Here is a 16,382-nt window from a genome sequence, read left to right as displayed (position 1 = left end):
AAAATCCTTTTTGATCAGACGATTTTCTTCCTTAAAAAAAGTGGGAAGTAAACATAGGATATTTTTTCAACCGGGACACTTATATATACAATATTAAAATTGAAATATTTAAATGACATAACTCCGGGGGGGGTGATGTTATGTTTCTTTTTGTATTCATTACATAGTTCTTTATAACGTCTTTCATTGAAAAATGTTACTACCAACTCTAATATTATTACTAATATAAGTAGTAAGAATGTAATCATATCAATGACGTTTTTATCACTCACTATAGAATGCCTCATACAGAGCTTGCCCGGCACTACTACCGAGGTCTTGCCCTACCGATCCTAAAACCTCTCCCCCGGCTAAACCTCCTGTCACTGCTACAGCAGAACATAACAACGCTCCTGCACCACCAATTTCACTTGTAAGCAAACCCAGCCCCCACACACAGGCCGCCCCTGATAATCGAGCACCTATTATCCCACCGAATAATCCGCCAGTTTGAGAACCAGCAAATTTACTGTACTCAACAACTGTCATTTTCTTACACTCTGACTCTCTACCAACTGTACAAGCATCATAAATAGTATTAGTCGTGTTTGCAAAATCTAAGGTGATACCAACATATCCCAATTTTTTCATTGCTTTAATCAGCTTCGCTGATTTTTCAATATACGTTGCATAACCTTCTATCTCTGTTACGCCAGTTTGCGACCAATGCCGCATTATGCTTCTACTTGATAGACCTAATGCCCGTCTAATGTCAGAATACTCATTCATACCCAATTTGTATTTCATGAAATTATTAAGCAACAAATTGAGCTTTTTGAAATGAATCTTCCTTTGAGTATAGAATTGCTCACCAATTAATGCACCTCTTGTAATATAAGCATTCTTGTAAGTTTCTTGTATTTCTTTTAATACCTTTTCAATTTCTTCAAAATATTTTCCGCCGACTTCTGATGCCATGCCAGTAATACCACTTCCAAAACCGATGAAAGTATCTATTGTATCTTTGTGTTTATGTAAGAAACTGGCTTCATCCATAGTTAAATCACTTAATGCTGTATCAACTTTTGCTTTTGCTTTCTTCAAAGTTTCGATTTGGTTTGGATCTTGTTTCTCAGGATCAACTAACAAAAGAATAGAAGCGGGTTTGATTGGTCCGCTGCCGTTGAGTGTATCGTATAATTCTCTTGCACCTGCTACAGGGTTATAAAATAAATAGTCACCAAAATCTTTTACATTCGCAGGTAAATCAACAATACAGAATCCAGCATCCACCGGTTCGCGTGGTGGTATATCCTCTTTTAGAGGGGAAGCTGGTGCCGATTCTGGTTTAGTTTCAGTAACCATCTGTTTCTTTGCCGCCTGTGCGTGTTGCTCAGGTTCATTGTCAGTGGTTTTCTGTGACGCCATTTTCGGCGCTTCAGGATAGTAACTGGATGAAAATTCACTTGCGAATAATCTCGCCTTACAAGGGCAACTACTAGAACTCTCAAGCGTACCGATGCAGGGCAGACCGTCGCTCGTATAGTTATGAATTCCACCTAATAAGATAAACACACCTTCATTTTTACCGCATGTAACTTTGTCACCAAGTCGAGCTAAATTTAAACCGTGGTGTATAATACGACTTGTTGCACTTACTACTTTTCCGCCGCATGAGGTTTTATCACCCAGCCGTATAAAATATCCAATAGCCATTTTTATTTCCTTCTAGTTAAATGAAATTATCCATTTTTGTTTGTCTATTGAATAATGTGATATGCAGTCACAGTCATTAACTTTATCTATTTTTGATAGGTTCATTTTCTTTATAGCTTCTAACGCTATATTCATAAGCAATGAATTATCCATTAAATTCTGTTTTTTGATGCTTTCGCAATAGTTTTGGTAACATTGCTCCCAATAAAAATTAATTTCATCAAAATACGACTTATTAAATTTAAGCGTTATGGGTGATAATGCAGACATTTCCTTTTCAATTGTAAAACTCTGTATAAAACTTCGGGTTTTCAAATTATCGTTTTTAAATAATAGGCATTCTTTATTATCTATACTGAAACCGAATGCTATATGGATGTGATATTTTGCTGTGATTGGTGCAACATCGATCATCATTTCTGTAACGCTGACATCATTAAACGAATATACATTCCAAGATTCACCAGAGCTTTTGTTTAGTACAAAAGCACATATTAGAGCGTCAAGTTTTGAAGTGAATAAAAGCAGCCCGTTTTTATCGGGCGTCAGGCCAGTTGACCAAACCGGTTCCAGCCAGTGAATGCCATTCTCTCTTACAGATATCTTTGAGACTACGTACATATCAAGAGGGGCAAGATGGAAATGATCACCGGGAGCATAGAAGTAGAGACGCTTTGTCGTGTGAGGCATAATGATTACCGTTTCGTTGAGAAAACGATAATATACACCTGCATTTTATGTGGAAATAATGTCAAATTTCAATGAATTCAATGAGTAAAATTTATCCAGTGAATTGTAGTTTTGAATAACGCTTGAACTATTTGTGCTCTTTTCTTCACAACAGAAATTAGTTTGTATAAGATTTATTTGCTGGATAAAAAACAGGATATAAATTCATAATAGAAAATTAATATCTTTAATATTCAATATGATGTGTAGGCTATCCTCCCACTTCGCAGGGGGAGGAGCCAGGTAAACCACGTTGACAACTTATCTGAACCGGGGGCAGGGCAAAGCCCAGCAGGCAAGCCATTCTGCTCATCAGACGGGTGGAAAAAATCGGAATAAATCAGAAGACTGGCTAATCTGACAGAGGTATCAGCAGAAGTCGGGATGTGAATAGCGGGGAAAATACGAATACGGAGGGGAAACCGTTCCCCTCGTCTGGCGTTAAACGGAGATCTTCCTGACGGTTTGCCCCGATACGGTTTCCTGCCCGTTCGGTCCGTAGAATTTCTGCGTCTGACTGGCGTTAAGGATCGCCAGCGCCTCGGTGTTATAGGCGATTTGTTTGCCCAGTAACATGCCGTTGTGACGATTTATCTGACTCAGCCTGGCGGTCATTTGCACAATATCTTGCCACATCGCGGCGATTTCCGGCTGACTCTGCCCTTGTGGATCTGAGTAGGGTGCGGTTTGTCTGAGGCGTTCGTCATGCTGACGACGCTGTTTATCAAGATAGTCTACCGTGGCTAACAATGAACTTTTCTGCTCGGTTATATGCTGCAAGGCTGCACCATTTACGCGGCCAGAGCACAGTATCGTTTGTTCGTGATTAATCACCTGATCCAGCGCTTGCAACGTTTCAACCAAGGTAGTCATGGTCTTGATAAAGTTCTTCATCGGGCCTTATTACCTTCCAACTTTTTGTCTTCACACTGAGGTCTTCAGCTTAAAAACCTTTGAGATAATCCTGCGTGTCCTGTAACAAAGCATCAGCGATTTTGCCGGTATCCATCGTCAGTTTACCGTCGCGGATAGCTTGTTTCAGTTCTTCGACACGTGCCGTGTTAATGTCCTGCGCACTTGACTGAGTCAGAGATGCCTGTGCTGAACTCAGGGTCACCGCCGTACCGCTGGTGGTGGTGCCAGAAACAGTGCCTTCTTTACGCGTGTTCTGTACTGAAGCTTCAGACGGTTCGCGTTGCTGGATCGAGGTTAAAGGTGAAACACCTTGAGTACGATCGATAGCCATAAATTTCTTCTCCAGTATGGGGATCAGGGTTTTGAAAATCTCATGAAAACCCTTAAAAATGCCGTCGCGGACGACTCTGATACGTGTGTTATCGACATGTGGCGAAATAACTTTAGCTTTTATTGCAGCTTTTTGCAGAACAACGGCTGCACTTTAGGATTATATCGTCACTGTCACAGACCCATCTGAGCCTACTGTTCCGTTCACAATTGCACCTGACGGCATTCTGATCCGCACTGATTCATTCGCTGCAGCATTGTTCATCGCCTTACCGGCACTCGATACATTAAAACCACTGCCTGTTGCCTGAACCTGAACTTCCTGCCCCGCATGCACCATCCACGGACGGCGCAGCATGGATAAGGTTAACGGCTGGCCGATGCTGATGTTTCGCAGCGTGATGCCATTCACCGCCTGTTGACTGTCAAGAATGGTTTTCGGTGGCAGCAGATCCAGTCGCCCGGTTTTTTGTTGCATATCGGTTTGTGTCAGGTGAGCGCCCGCTGGCACGTTCTTCGCCGCCACCCAGTACGTTCCGCTGACCTGCACTTTGGTCTGTACGTAACTTTTCTTGCCGTTACAGTTCACCGCCACGGAGACATTGCCCCAGGTGCGACTGTTCGGTGAAAGCATAAATTGTGGTGATAAACATTGGGGCTGACGCGCCGCCGGGGTGTTCACGACCACGGTCACCTGCATTCCGCTTTCAGCATATTGCTGGCGGAAGAACTGCTGAATTTGCGAGGACAGCAGTGTATCGCTATTGGACGAGGCCGGCACGCTTTTGACTTGCACTGGCAAAGACTGCGCATAGCTCACAGCACCAGACGTCGCACCGGTCATGATGCAGCCCAGCGTAATGCCTGTACGACATATTTTCAGCATGTTCATTCGCGTTTTACCTTTGTGCCAACCTACTACTGGCCACAAGTCTACGCTCACTTTGCAATTCCTAAAGGGACAAATAGCGCCCGATTTCATGCTTATTCAGACGATAGCCAGTTGACACTCGCATTTATGCTGTCGACTCCAAAATCTCACTTTGCGGAGGGCGCATGCTCGACAAATTGAACGCCGCACTACAGTTCCAACAGGAAGCGCTCAACCTGCGCGCCCAGCGGCAAGAAATTCTTTCAGCCAATATCGCTAACGCCGACACCCCCGGGTATCAGGCGCGCGATATCGATTTTGCCAGTCAGTTGCAGAAGGTGATGGAGCAGGGGCGTGCGAGCGGCAGCGGCATCTCCTTGTCTCTGACGTCTGACCGCCATATCCCGGCGTCCAACGTACAGCCTGCTGATATGGATCTGATGTACCGGATCCCTGACCAGCCATCGGCAGATGGCAACACGGTCGATATGGACCGTGAACGTACCAATTTTGCGGATAACAGCGTGCGCTATCAGACCGATTTGACCGTTCTCGGCGGGCAAATCAAAGGGATGATGTCGGTGCTGCAAGGATAATAGCCCATGTCAATGCTTGGTATTTTTGATATCGCCGGTTCTGCGCTGGCCGCGCAGTCTCAGCGCCTGAACGTCAGCGCCAGTAACATGGCCAACGCCGACAGCGTCACCGGCCCGGATGGTAAGCCGTATAAAGCGAAGCAGGTGGTTTTCCAGGTGGATGCGGCACCGGGTCAGGAAACCGGCGGCGTGAAAGTGGCGCAGGTCGTTGATGACCCGGCACCCATGCGCATGGTGTATGAGCCGGGCAATCCGATGGCGGATGCAAAAGGCTATGTGCAGATGCCAAACGTAGATGTGGTCAGCGAAATGGTGAACACCATCTCCGCTTCCCGCAGTTATCAGGCCAACGTCGAAGTGCTTAACACCACCAAGTCGTTGATGATGAAAACCCTCACTCTGGGGCAATAGCGGAGCGAATCATGGCAATTACCACGTCGATAAATGACACCACTGATAACACCACGATCGCCAGCACCAGTTCCGGTGGTTCGTCCACAACCGGAACCAGTTCTGCGGATGATTTATCCAGCAGTTTCCTGACGCTGCTGGTCGCCCAGCTGAAAAACCAGGATCCCACCAATCCGATGGATAACAGTCAGCTGACCAGTCAGCTGGCACAAATCAGCACCGTCAGCGGGATTGAAAAACTCAATACCACGCTGGGCAGCATTTCCGGACAAATCACCAGTGGTTCATCTGTTCAGGCAAGTTCATTGATCGGTCACGGCGTGATGGTGTCCGGCAGCGCAATTCTGGTCGGCAGCGACACTGACGGCACTGTCAGCACCACGCCATTCGGATTTGAACTGGAAACGGCCTCCGATACCACCACCGCTACAGTCAGCGACGCCACCGGTAAAGTGGTGAAAACCATCACGCTGGGCTCCCAGACTGCCGGTGTGCACAGCTATACCTGGGACGGTACACAGGACGATGGCACCAAAGCACCGGATGGCAGCTACACCTTCAGCATCAATGCCCTGAACAATGGTCAGCAAATGGTGGCGACACCGCTGAACTATGCGCTGGTCAATGGTGTAACGACAGATTCAGCCGGGAATACCGCGTTGGATCTGGGCGTACGCGGAACCGCGAAAGTCGATTCTGTACGCCAGATTTTGTAAGTGAGTCACTCAGACCGCTCCCTCCCCTTCGCCGGGGCAGGAGCTAAAAACACTACACACAGTACAATGGAGCTAACATGAGCTTTTCCCAAGCAGTCAGCGGCCTGAGCGCGGCATCGACTAACCTCGATGTGATTGGTAACAACATTGCCAACTCCGCGACCGTCGGTTTTAAAACAGCCACCGCCTCTTTTGCCGATATGTTTGCCGGTTCCCAAACCGGTATGGGCGTTAAAGTCGCCGCTGTCACTCAGAACTTCAATGACGGTACGACCACCAACACCTCCCGCGGTCTGGATGTGGCCCTGAGCGGCAACGGTTTCTTCCGTCTGACGGACACCAGTGGCGCGGTTTATTACTCCCGCAATGGTCAGTTCTCACTGGATGCCAACCGTAATCTGGTGAACATGCAGGGTCTGAGTGTCACCGGTTTTCCGGCCACCGGCACCCCCCCGACTATCGCCGCAGGCGCACAGCCGGTTGCCCTGAACATCCCGACCACTCTGATGAGCGCGAAAGCCACCACGGTGGGTACGATGGTGGCCAACCTGAACTCAACGGATACGGCGATCCCGGCCGCCAAAACGTTCAGCAGCAGCGATGACACCAGCTACAACTACGTCAACAGCATCACCACCTATGACTCACAGGGTAATGCTCACGATAACAACGTCTACTTCGTGAAAACCTCTGCGAACAACTGGGATGTTTACGCGCAAGACGGCAGCGTCACAGGTTCAACAGCTGGCAAAATTGGTGCAATGCAATTTGATACCAGTGGTGCGCTGGTGAGTACCACTAACGCCGCAGGCGTCGCCAATGCCGGTCTGGCACTGACGTTGCCAATGAACACCGCGACTAACGGGACGGTGACGCCACAAACCGTTTCCCTGGATTTCACCGGCAGTATCCAGCAGAGCACCGGCAGCGACAGCATCGGTTCCCAGACTCAGGATGGTTATGCAGCGGGTCAGATGACCGGTTACACCATCAATGACGACGGCACAATCTCCGGCACTTACTCCAACAACAAAACCCAGTTACTGGGCCAGATTGTGCTGAGTAACTTCTCCAACCCGGAAGGTTTGAAATCTGAAGGCGACAACGTGTGGACGGCTACCGCGTCTTCCGGCCAGGCTGTAACCGGTATCGCGGGTCAGGGCGGTTTAGCGTCAATGACCAGCGGCGCGCTGGAATCTTCCAACGTCGATCTGAGTGCGGAACTGGTCAACATGATTGTTGCTCAGCGTAACTACCAGTCGAATGCGCAGACCATCAAAACTCAGGACTCCATCCTGAACACGCTGGTTAACCTGCGTTAATACGCGTTTTATCACCTGAGAACAGGGCAGCATTATGGATCACGCTATCTACACCGCAGGCGGCGCAGCCAGCCAGACGCTGGTTCAGCAGTCGGTGACGTCGAGTAACCTGGCTAACGCCAATACACCGGGCTTCCGCTCGCAGCTTTTAGCGATGCGCGCAGTGCCGGTAGACGGTGAAAGCCTGCAAACCCGCACGCTGGTCACGGCATCCACGCCGGGCGCAGATATGACGCAGGGCAAGCTGAACTACACCGGCCGTCCGCTGGATGTGGCTTTACAGCAGGACGGTTTCCTTGCGGTGCAGATGCCTGATGGCTCTGAAGCCTATACCCGTAACGGTGACATGCAAGTGTCACCGACTAACCAGCTGACCGTTCAGGGTCATCCGGTGATGGGGGATAACGGCCCGATTGAAGTTCCGCCGAATTCTCAGCTCACGGTTTCTGCGGACGGGACCATTGCCGTGCTTGAAGCCGGTGCTGACCCCAACACCATGGGCCAGCTCGGTAAGCTCAAGCTGGTGAAAGCGGCCAACAATGAAGTCACCCGTGGCGATGATGGTATGTTCCGGCCAACGCCGGCGACCGTTCAGGCACGGGGTGCGGCTTTACAGCCTGACCCGACTATTCACGTTATGCCCGGAACGCTTGAGGGCAGTAACGCGGATCCGGTTTCAACCATGGTTGACATGATCGCCAACGCCCGCCGCTTTGAGATGCAGATGAAAGTCATCCACAGCGTCGATGAAAATGAACAGAGTGCCAACAATCTGCTGTCAATGAGCTGATGATGGCAGAGGAGTAATGACATGATCCCATCGCTGTATATTGCGAAAACCGGTCTGGATGCCCAGCAGACCAATATGGATGTAATCGCCAACAACCTGGCGAACGTCAGCACCAACGGTTTTAAACGCCAGCGTGCGGTATTTGAAGACCTGCTTTACCAGACAGTCCGTCAGCCTGGTGCGCAGTCTTCTGAGCAAACCAACCTGCCATCCGGTTTACAGATTGGTACCGGTGTGCGTCCTGTTTCTACTGAGCGTTTGTTCTCGCAGGGCAACCTGTCGCAGACCAGCAACAGCAAAGACATTGCCGTCAAAGGGGAAGGTTTCTTCCAGGTTCAGTTGCCGGACGGCACGACGGCCTATACCCGTGACGGGTCTTTCCAGGTTGATCAGAACGGTCAGCTGGTGACCTCCAGTGGTTATCAGGTTATTCCTGCGATCACCGTTCCGGCGAATGCGCTGAGCATGACGGTCGGGCGTGACGGTATCGTGAGTGTGACCACGCAAGGTCAGACGGCGGCACAGCAGGTGGGGCAACTGACGCTGAGCACCTTCATCAACAACAGCGGCCTGGAATCACTCGGTGAAAACCTGTACCAGGAAACCCAAAGCTCCGGCGCACCAACCGAAAGCACCCCCGGTCTGAACGGCGCGGGTCTGCTGTATCAGGGTTATGTGGAAACCTCTAACGTCAACGTGGCGGAAGAACTGGTCAACATGATCCAGACCCAGCGTGCTTACGAAATTAACAGTAAAGCCGTGTCCACCTCGGACGAAATGCTACAGAAACTTTCCCAGCTGTAATGTTTGGCGGTTGATTGAAAACAAGAGGGCAGGGGCGGAAACGCTTCTGTCCTGAACCGGTTCAGATCCCTACCAGGTCGATTTTTTAAAGGCGATAACTGTGGTGACCAAAAAAAACACGTCGGTAATGACTTCTTCTAAAGACCGACCAGGCAAGCTGGTGCTGCCGCTGTTAATCACGTTACTGGCGAATGGCTGCGCGTATATGCCGCATACCCCGCTGGTACCCGGAGCAACCACAGCGACCCCTGCGCCTGCGGCACCGCCGGTTCCTAACGGTTCGATTTTCCAGTCAGTTCAGCCGATGAACTACGGTTATCAGCCTCTGTTTGAAGACCGCCGTCCACGCAATGTCGGCGACACGCTGACCATTGTCTTGCAGGAAAATGTCAGTGCAAGCAAAAGCTCCTCAGCGAACGCCAGCCGCAACGGCGCGACCAGCTTTGGCGCAGCGACAGCGCCACGTTATCTGGAAGGTCTGTTCGGTAATGCCCGTGCCGACCTCGATATGACCGGTGCCAACACCTTTGCCGGTAAAGGCGGCGCAGCGGCCAATAACACCTTCAGCGGCACCCTGACCGTGACGGTTGGGGAAGTGCTGGCAAACGGCAACCTGAAAGTTGTCGGAGAGAAACAAATCGAAATTAATCAGGGAACTGAATTTATCCGGTTCTCCGGTGTGGTCAACCCGCGCACCATCAGCGGTTCGAACGCCGTTATCTCCACGCAGGTGGCAGATGCACGCATCGAGTACGTCGGGAATGGCTACATCAATGAAGCGCAGAACATGGGCTGGTTGCAGCGGTTCTTCTTAAACTTATCGCCGTTATAACGAGGCAATCATGCGAAAACTCCTTTCCGGTATTCTCTGTCTGGCGATGTCCGCCCTGGTGGTACTGCCCGCATCCGCCGACCGTATTCGTGATCTGACGACGGTACAGGGGGTGCGTGATAACGCCCTGATCGGCTACGGTCTGGTGGTGGGCCTTGACGGTACCGGTGACCAGACCACACAAACACCTTTTACCACCCAGACGCTGACTAACATGTTGTCCCAGCTCGGTATCACGGTACCGGCAGGCACCAACATGCAGTTGAAAAACGTGGCGGCGGTGATGGTCACCGCCAAAATGCCGCCGTTTTCGCGTGCCGGTCAGGCCATCGATGTGGTGGTTTCATCCATGGGTAATGCCAAAAGTATTCGCGGCGGCACCTTGCTGATGACCCCGATGAAAGGGGTGGATAATCAGGTTTACGCACTGGCGCAGGGTAACGTGCTGGTCGGCGGTGCAGGCGCTTCCTCCGGTGGCAGCAGCGTGACAGTTAACCAGGTTTCAGGTGGGCGTATTACCGGCGGGGCAACCATTGAACGCGAATTGCCGAGTACGTTCGGCACCGAAGGCGTGATCAGCCTGCAACTTAACGACGAAGATTTCAACCTGGCGCAGCAGGTCAGTGACGCCATCAACCGTCAGGGAATGGGGGTGGCGTCAGCACTGGATTCCCGCAATATTCAGGTGGTGGTGCCGCGTGGCAACACCTCTCAGGTGCGCATTCTGGCGCAGATCCAAAATATCGAAGTGAACGTCGGGCCGATGGATGCGAAAGTCATCATCAACTCCCGTACCGGTTCGGTGGTCATGAACCGCGATGTGACCCTGGATAACTGTGCGGTTGCACAGGGCAATCTGTCTGTGGTGGTCGATCGCCAGAACGATGTCAGCCAGCCGAATACGCCATTTGGCGGCGGTCAGACGGTAGTGACGCCGAACACCAATATTTCCGTACGCCAGTCCGGCGGGTCGATTCAGCAGGTGCGTTCCAGTGCCAGCCTGAACAACGTTGTCCGTACCCTGAACGCGTTAGGCGCGACGCCTATCGATCTGATGTCCATTCTGCAGGCGATGAAAACAGCCGGATGCCTGCGTGCTGATTTGGAAATTATCTGATGAGCGATCTGATGTCGATGTCAGGGGCGGCGTATGACACGCAATCCCTTAACAAACTGAAGCGGGATGTGGCGCAGGATCCTCAGGCGCACATCAAAGAAGTCGCGAAGCAGTTTGAAGGGGTGTTCGTGCAGATGATGCTGAAAAGCATGCGTCAGGCACTGCCGCAAGGGGGGATTCTGGATAACGAATCCACCAAACTTTATACATCGATGTACGATCAGCAAATTGCTCAGGACATGTCCGACAAAGGGCTGGGCATGGCCGACATGATGGTCGAACAACTGACCGGTGGCAGCAAGCAACCGTCAGAACTGGCGGGAACGGTGCCGATGGCGCTGGACGGCGAAGTGCTGAAAACCATGCCGTTGCAGGCAATGGAACAGTATCTGCGCAAAGTCATTCCGACTGCGCCGGACCGCACCACCGGCGGCGCACCGTTGCCAGCCGACAGCGGACAGTTCGTTTCCAGCCTCACCATTCCGGCACAGGTCGCCAGTAAAGACAGCGGGATTTCGCATCAGCTGATCATGGCGCAGGCCGCGCTGGAATCTGGCTGGGGGCAGCGCGAGATCCCGACTGCCGACGGCAAACGCAGCTTCAACCTGTTCGGTATCAAAGCGGGCAGCAGCTGGGACGGTCCGACCACCCAAATCACCACCACGGAATATACCAGCGGCGTGGCGAAAAAAGTGCAGGCCAGTTTCCGCGTGTACGGCTCCTATGTGGAAGCCATCAGCGACTACATCAAATTGCTCACCAACAACCCGCGTTATGCGCAGGTTGCCTCGGCCAGTACTCCTGAACAAGCCGCGCATGCCTTGCAACGAGCAGGTTACGCGACCGACCCGAATTATGCCGACAAACTGGTGAGTGTGATCCAGAAAATCAAAGGCGCGGGCGAGCAGGCGGTGAAAGCCTATAGCCATGATTTAAAAGATATCTTCTAGACCCGCAAATCCTCGTTTTTTTTCTCAAGTTTTAGCGGTGCAGGCCGATAACACGATCAGAATGGGAAAAGGGGAAACCCCCGGCTCAGCTTCCTTAATTACACGGTGGTAAAAAGTCACCGGCAGCCAAAAGGTCACTCATGTCCAGTAGCTTAATTAATACCGCAATGAGCGGACTGAACGCAGCGCAGGCGGCGCTCAGTACCACCGGGAACAACATCGCTAACGTGAGTGTGGCCGGTTATAACCGCCAGACCGCCATTATTACGCAAAGTAATGGCATCTCTACTCCTGCCGGTTATATCGGCAACGGTGTGACGGTGACCGGTGTGAATCGTGAGTACAACTCTTTCGTGGTGAAGCAGCTTCTGGGTGCCAGCGCAACCGGCAGCGCGCTGTCAACGCAGCTTGATCAGGCCAGCTCTATCGATGACCTGCTCGGCGACAGTTCCACAGGTATCGATGCCACCATGTCGACCTTCTTTAAAGGCCTGCAAACGCTGACCAGCAATGCCAGCGACAGTGCGGCTCGTCAGGCAGTGCTGGGTGAGGCACAGGGTTTAACCGCGCAGTTCAACAGTTCAGCCAAATACCTGAACGACATGAATACCGCCGTTAACCAGCAAGTCACGCAGAATGTTGACCAGATCAACACCTATGCGTCGCAGATTGCCAAACTAAACAGTCAGATCACCGCGACGCGTGGCAGCACCGGACAGGAACCTAACGCCTTGCTCGATCAGCGTGACCAACTGGTCAGTCAGCTGAACAACGTCACCGGTGTGGTCGTGACCCAGCAGGACGGCGATACTTATAATATTTCATTCGCCAACGGCACGCCGCTGGTGAGCGGCGGCAACGCCAAAACGGTGGTTGCGATGCCGTCCAGTGCCGATCCTTCCAAACTGACGGTCGGCATGACCCAACCGGACGGTTCGGTTTCAGAAATTCAGGAAAGCCGTCTGACCACCGGTTCGCTCGGCGGCACGCTGACTTTCCGTAAAGACAACCTGGAACCGGCCATTAACCAGCTCGGGCAACTGGCGCTGGCGCTGTCTGACAGCTTCAACACCACCAACAAAGCCGGTTTTGACCTCAACGGTGACGCGGGGACGGACTTCTTCTCCTTCACCGGCGCGACCACGGTCAGCAACACCAAAAATACCGGCAGCGCCCAACTGAGCGTGGCATATACCGACACGGCAGCGGTGAAAGCCAGCGATTACACCATGGCTTACAACGGCACCAGCTGGGATGTAACCCGCGTTTCCGACGGGGCAAAAATCACCCCGACGGCGGGCACCGACAGCAACGGTGATCCGACGATGAATTTCGATGGCTTGTCGGTTTCCGTCACCGGCACGCCGAATACCAATGACAGCATCACCATCAAAACGGTCAGCAATGTTGCGGGCAGCATGAATCTGGCTATCAGTGATTCTTCATTGATCGCCGCAGCGGGTGCGGCAGACAGCGGCGTGAGTGACAACACCAACGCGCAGAAACTGCTGAATCTGCAAACCGCGAAACTGGTGGAAGGTAAATCCACCCTGTCGGGCGCATACGCCAGCATGGTAAGTAACGTGGGTAACCAGGTTTCCACGCTGACCACCACCAGCACCTCACAGGCGAATATCGTCACGCAGCTCACCGCTCAACAGCAGTCTATCTCCGGGGTTAACCTCGATGAAGAATACGGCGATCTGCAACGTTACCAGCAATATTATCTGGCGAACGCGCAGGTCGTGCAGACGGCTTCGACGATATTCGACGCGATCATCAACATTCGCTGATCCCAGAACTGATAAGGAACTGATGCCATGCGTCTTAGTACCAATATGATTTACAACCAAAACATGAATGCGGTACTGGATGGTCAGAACCGTTTCCAGGCGACCGGTTTACAGTTGTCGACCGGCAGCAAAGTGAGCAAGCCTTCGGATGACCCGCTGGCGGCGTCGCAGGCGGTGCTGGTACGGCAGGCGCAATCGGAGAACAGCCAGTTTTCCGTGGCCCGTACCTTTGCTAACCAGAGTATGAGTCAGGAAGAGTCGATTTTAAGCAGCGTGACCTCGACCATTCAGGATGCACAGACGTTGATCGTTCAGGCCGGTGACGGTTCTTTAAGCGATGACGACCGTTCTTCTCTGGCGACCAAACTGGACAGCCTGAAATCGCAACTGGTGAACCTGGCGAACAGCACCGACGGTAACGGCCGCTTCATCTTCGCCGGTTACAAAAGTGATACTCCGCCTTATACGCAGGACGCTACTACGGGTGCGGTAACCTATTCCGGGGGCACGACGTCTATTACTCAGCAGGTTGATACCAGTCGTACCATGACCATCAACCATACCGGTAACCAGATTTTTAATGCCTTAACCGGTGATGCGAAAGCCGAACCGGACGGTTCTCCGAGCGAATCAGATTTATTCAAAACCATCGACGGTGCGCTGACTGCGCTGAGAACGCCATCGGCGGATAACACCACGGATACGCAATACACCGATGCCATCGATAAAGCTAACCGTGGCCTGAGTAACTCACTCAACAACGTGCTTTCCGTGCGTTCAGAGTTGGGTACGCAGATGTCCGAACTGGATAATCTCGATACACTGGGCGACAACCGTGATGTATCGAACTCGACCAAGCTCAGTAATCTGGTCGATACCGAATGGACCTCAGCAATTTCGACCTACACCTTGCAGCAGGTTGCGCTTCAGGCATCCTATAAGACCTACAGCGCCATGCAGGGTATGTCACTGTTCCAGATGAATTCGTAATACTCTCCGGCGCGTAAGCTTACGCGCCAGGCTCCATCTCTTCGTTATCGCTGCCTGTCTGCTTTTACGGCAGACCGGCAGATTCTTTTCTGACTGTACTTAAACCGGGTACTTTCAGCTTTGTATGTCACTTTTTCTAAGGTTTAAGTGACATACACTTTTTCCTCGTCCTGCTTCAAATTGTCTCTGCGTTGGCTGCCTTCGTTCACCCCAGTCACTTACTTATTGTAAGCTCCCGGGGATTCGCTCAGTTGCCGCCTTGATACAATCCGAACCCGTTAGAGGAATCTGTGCTCGTTATAGGTTAATGACCGAAGAGGGCGAGAAGGACGGGGAACAGGAACGGGGCGAGCAGGGAGGTGATGATGCCGCAGATCACCAGCGCCAGTGAACTGAATGCGCCTTCCTGATAATCCATTTCTGCACAGCGGGCGGTACCCAGTGCGTGTGATGCGGTACCCATCGCCAGCCCGCGTGAGGCTTTGGTGGTGATCTTCAGAACATTCAAAATCGTATGACCAAAGACCGCGCCGAGGATGCCGACGAAAATCACGCACACGGCGCTGATGGCCGGAATACCATTGATCGACTGCGCGGTGGCCATGGCAATCGGCGTGGTGACGGATTTCGGTAATACCGATGCGGCAATTTGCGGCGTTGCTCCCATCCATAATGCAATCGCGGTGCCGCTCACCATCGCCACCACGCTGCCGATAAAGCAGATACTGATGATGGATTTCCAGCGGGCGCGGATCTGATGCAGTTGTTCGTACAAGGGAAACGCCAGCGCCACGACGGCGGGTTGCAGCAGATCATTGAGGATCTTGCTGCCCGCGAAATAGCGTGCGTAAGGGATATGGGTGACCAGCAACAGCGGAATGATCACCACCATCGACATCAGCAGCGGGTTGAGCAGCGGCATTTTAAGTTTAATAGCGAGCTTACGGGTGGCGAAAAACACCACCAGCGTCAGCGGCAGCGACCACAATATATCAATCATTTTTATCCTCCGCTTTATCCGTCACCGCACCGCGTTCGCCATGGATATAGTGGGAACAGTAGGCGACAACCAGCAATACAATCAGAGTACTGACCAGACACGACACCACCAGCGGCCCGAACTGCGTGCGCAGTTGCTCGTAATAATTCATGACCCCGACGCCGATAGGGACGAACAGTAACGCCATATAGCGAATCAGAACATTACAGCCCGGTTTGACCCATTTGAACGGCAGAATTTGGGTTGAAAGCAAACCAAACAGGATCAGCATGCCGATGATGCTGCCAGGAATGGTGAGCGGTAAAAGAGATGAAATCGCATTCCCGGCGAATAAACAGAGATAAATCAGAATAAACGCCCGAACATATTGGAATACCAGAGAGATTGCGGTGCTCATGGTGTATCACCCAGTTGAATAATGTATTCATCATACAATTAAGATGTGATCTGCGCCACAAAACGGAGTATGAAATTTAGGAATGAAGTGTATTCCAAAATGGCGTTTGGTAAACGGGGAAAAT

At 51.6% G+C, this 16,382-nt stretch carries 18 protein-coding genes; 11 read left to right on the top strand and 7 right to left on the bottom strand.

All coding sequences use genetic code 11. The annotated features are described in order from the left end of the window. Nucleotides 1-264 precede the first annotated feature (264 nt). The 5 genes from LC431_RS05475 to flgA form a co-directional block, all read right to left on the bottom strand. On the bottom strand, nt 265-1,695 hold the full coding sequence (locus tag LC431_RS05475) for a PAAR domain-containing protein (RefSeq protein WP_223509405.1): 1,431 nt from the start codon (nt 1,693-1,695) through the stop codon (nt 265-267). Nucleotides 1,696-1,707: 12 nt separating this feature from the next. After that, entirely contained in the window at nt 1,708-2,385 is a 678-nt protein-coding gene (locus tag LC431_RS05470) for a hypothetical protein (protein ID WP_121019422.1), read from the bottom strand. A 480-nt stretch (nt 2,386-2,865) separates the two neighbouring features. Continuing rightward, complete coding sequence (locus tag LC431_RS05465; protein ID WP_013575160.1) at nt 2,866-3,318, bottom strand: flagella synthesis protein FlgN; 453 nt, start codon at nt 3,316-3,318, stop codon at nt 2,866-2,868. Nucleotides 3,319-3,367: 49 nt separating this feature from the next. Beyond that, complete coding sequence (flgM, locus tag LC431_RS05460) at nt 3,368-3,670, bottom strand: flagellar biosynthesis anti-sigma factor FlgM (RefSeq protein ID WP_112151916.1); 303 nt, start codon at nt 3,668-3,670, stop codon at nt 3,368-3,370. A gap of 159 nt (nt 3,671-3,829) precedes the next feature. Next, the gene (flgA, locus tag LC431_RS05455) at nt 3,830-4,561 is read right to left on the bottom strand and encodes a flagellar basal body P-ring formation chaperone FlgA (protein ID WP_015689767.1); all 732 of its coding nucleotides are present in this window, start codon (nt 4,559-4,561) and stop codon (nt 3,830-3,832) included. A 164-nt stretch (nt 4,562-4,725) separates the two neighbouring features. Between flgA and flgB the strand changes: the two genes are divergently transcribed. The 11 genes from flgB (at nt 4,726) to flgL (ending at nt 14,861) form a co-directional block, all read left to right on the top strand. Further along, nucleotides 4,726-5,136: a flagellar basal body rod protein FlgB gene (gene flgB / locus LC431_RS05450; protein ID WP_013575163.1), complete on the top strand. Its 411-nt coding sequence runs from the start codon at nt 4,726-4,728 to the stop codon at nt 5,134-5,136. A gap of 6 nt (nt 5,137-5,142) precedes the next feature. Further along, nucleotides 5,143-5,547: a flagellar basal body rod protein FlgC gene (flgC, locus tag LC431_RS05445; protein ID WP_013575164.1), complete on the top strand. Its 405-nt coding sequence runs from the start codon at nt 5,143-5,145 to the stop codon at nt 5,545-5,547. Nucleotides 5,548-5,558: 11 nt separating this feature from the next. After that, nucleotides 5,559-6,263, top strand: coding sequence for a flagellar hook assembly protein FlgD (flgD, locus tag LC431_RS05440; protein ID WP_013575165.1), 705 nt, complete (start codon nt 5,559-5,561; stop codon nt 6,261-6,263). 77 nt (nt 6,264-6,340) lie between these two features. After that, the gene (gene flgE, locus LC431_RS05435) at nt 6,341-7,585 is read left to right on the top strand and encodes a flagellar hook protein FlgE (protein ID WP_013575166.1); all 1,245 of its coding nucleotides are present in this window, start codon (nt 6,341-6,343) and stop codon (nt 7,583-7,585) included. 34 nt (nt 7,586-7,619) lie between these two features. Next, nucleotides 7,620-8,375, top strand: coding sequence for a flagellar basal body rod protein FlgF (locus LC431_RS05430; protein ID WP_013575167.1), 756 nt, complete (start codon nt 7,620-7,622; stop codon nt 8,373-8,375). A gap of 21 nt (nt 8,376-8,396) precedes the next feature. Next, entirely contained in the window at nt 8,397-9,179 is a 783-nt protein-coding gene (flgG, locus tag LC431_RS05425) for a flagellar basal-body rod protein FlgG (RefSeq protein ID WP_013575168.1), read from the top strand. Nucleotides 9,180-9,306: 127 nt separating this feature from the next. Further along, nucleotides 9,307-10,011, top strand: coding sequence for a flagellar basal body L-ring protein FlgH (locus LC431_RS05420; protein WP_071823641.1), 705 nt, complete (start codon nt 9,307-9,309; stop codon nt 10,009-10,011). Nucleotides 10,012-10,021: 10 nt separating this feature from the next. Next, entirely contained in the window at nt 10,022-11,128 is a 1,107-nt protein-coding gene (locus tag LC431_RS05415; protein WP_013575170.1) for a flagellar basal body P-ring protein FlgI, read from the top strand. Then, the gene (gene flgJ / locus LC431_RS05410) at nt 11,128-12,078 is read left to right on the top strand and encodes a flagellar assembly peptidoglycan hydrolase FlgJ (RefSeq protein ID WP_013575171.1); all 951 of its coding nucleotides are present in this window, start codon (nt 11,128-11,130) and stop codon (nt 12,076-12,078) included. The genes LC431_RS05415 and flgJ overlap by 1 nt, the downstream gene beginning before the upstream one ends. A gap of 140 nt (nt 12,079-12,218) precedes the next feature. Continuing rightward, nucleotides 12,219-13,871, top strand: a complete 1,653-nt coding sequence (flgK, locus tag LC431_RS05405; protein WP_037034827.1) for a flagellar hook-associated protein FlgK — start codon at nt 12,219-12,221, stop codon at nt 13,869-13,871. Nucleotides 13,872-13,898: 27 nt separating this feature from the next. After that, nucleotides 13,899-14,861, top strand: a complete 963-nt coding sequence (gene flgL, locus LC431_RS05400) for a flagellar hook-associated protein FlgL (protein ID WP_013575173.1) — start codon at nt 13,899-13,901, stop codon at nt 14,859-14,861. A 304-nt stretch (nt 14,862-15,165) separates the two neighbouring features. Here the strand turns inward: flgL and LC431_RS05395 are convergent, their stop codons facing one another. Together LC431_RS05395 and LC431_RS05390 are read right to left on the bottom strand one after the other, a co-directional pair. Next, entirely contained in the window at nt 15,166-15,861 is a 696-nt protein-coding gene (locus LC431_RS05395) for a CidB/LrgB family autolysis modulator (protein WP_013575174.1), read from the bottom strand. After that, the gene (locus LC431_RS05390) at nt 15,854-16,258 is read right to left on the bottom strand and encodes a CidA/LrgA family protein (protein WP_013575175.1); all 405 of its coding nucleotides are present in this window, start codon (nt 16,256-16,258) and stop codon (nt 15,854-15,856) included. The genes LC431_RS05395 and LC431_RS05390 overlap by 8 nt, the downstream gene beginning before the upstream one ends. Nucleotides 16,259-16,382 lie beyond the last annotated feature (124 nt).

The sequence above is a fragment of the Rahnella sp. GSA61A genome, from assembly GCF_019969905.1.
Classification (GTDB): Bacteria; Pseudomonadota; Gammaproteobacteria; order Enterobacterales; family Enterobacteriaceae; genus Rahnella; species Rahnella aceris.
The sequence above is the reverse complement of the archived record's forward strand: the minus strand, read 5'-3'. Positions and strand labels throughout refer to the sequence as shown.

What these genes read in the sequence shown, in the direction of transcription:
- LC431_RS05465 (WP_013575160.1), bottom strand. Translation starts at nt 3,318, where the DNA reads ATGAAGAACTTTATCAAGACCATGACTACCTTGGTTGAAACGTTGCAA.
- flgK (WP_037034827.1), top strand. Translation starts at nt 12,219, where the DNA reads ATGTCCAGTAGCTTAATTAATACCGCAATGAGCGGACTGAACGCAGCG.
- flgG (WP_013575168.1), top strand. Translation starts at nt 8,397, where the DNA reads ATGATCCCATCGCTGTATATTGCGAAAACCGGTCTGGATGCCCAGCAG.
- flgM (WP_112151916.1), bottom strand. Translation starts at nt 3,670, where the DNA reads ATGGCTATCGATCGTACTCAAGGTGTTTCACCTTTAACCTCGATCCAG.
- flgC (WP_013575164.1), top strand. Translation starts at nt 5,143, where the DNA reads ATGTCAATGCTTGGTATTTTTGATATCGCCGGTTCTGCGCTGGCCGCG.
- flgB (WP_013575163.1), top strand. Translation starts at nt 4,726, where the DNA reads ATGCTCGACAAATTGAACGCCGCACTACAGTTCCAACAGGAAGCGCTC.
- flgE (WP_013575166.1), top strand. Translation starts at nt 6,341, where the DNA reads ATGAGCTTTTCCCAAGCAGTCAGCGGCCTGAGCGCGGCATCGACTAAC.
- LC431_RS05415 (WP_013575170.1), top strand. Translation starts at nt 10,022, where the DNA reads ATGCGAAAACTCCTTTCCGGTATTCTCTGTCTGGCGATGTCCGCCCTG.
- LC431_RS05390 (WP_013575175.1), bottom strand. Translation starts at nt 16,258, where the DNA reads ATGAGCACCGCAATCTCTCTGGTATTCCAATATGTTCGGGCGTTTATT.
- flgD (WP_013575165.1), top strand. Translation starts at nt 5,559, where the DNA reads ATGGCAATTACCACGTCGATAAATGACACCACTGATAACACCACGATC.
- flgL (WP_013575173.1), top strand. Translation starts at nt 13,899, where the DNA reads ATGCGTCTTAGTACCAATATGATTTACAACCAAAACATGAATGCGGTA.
- LC431_RS05475 (WP_223509405.1), bottom strand. Translation starts at nt 1,695, where the DNA reads ATGGCTATTGGATATTTTATACGGCTGGGTGATAAAACCTCATGCGGC.
- flgA (WP_015689767.1), bottom strand. Translation starts at nt 4,561, where the DNA reads ATGAACATGCTGAAAATATGTCGTACAGGCATTACGCTGGGCTGCATC.
- LC431_RS05420 (WP_071823641.1), top strand. Translation starts at nt 9,307, where the DNA reads ATGACTTCTTCTAAAGACCGACCAGGCAAGCTGGTGCTGCCGCTGTTA.
- flgJ (WP_013575171.1), top strand. Translation starts at nt 11,128, where the DNA reads ATGAGCGATCTGATGTCGATGTCAGGGGCGGCGTATGACACGCAATCC.
- LC431_RS05395 (WP_013575174.1), bottom strand. Translation starts at nt 15,861, where the DNA reads ATGATTGATATATTGTGGTCGCTGCCGCTGACGCTGGTGGTGTTTTTC.
- LC431_RS05470 (WP_121019422.1), bottom strand. Translation starts at nt 2,385, where the DNA reads ATGCCTCACACGACAAAGCGTCTCTACTTCTATGCTCCCGGTGATCAT.
- LC431_RS05430 (WP_013575167.1), top strand. Translation starts at nt 7,620, where the DNA reads ATGGATCACGCTATCTACACCGCAGGCGGCGCAGCCAGCCAGACGCTG.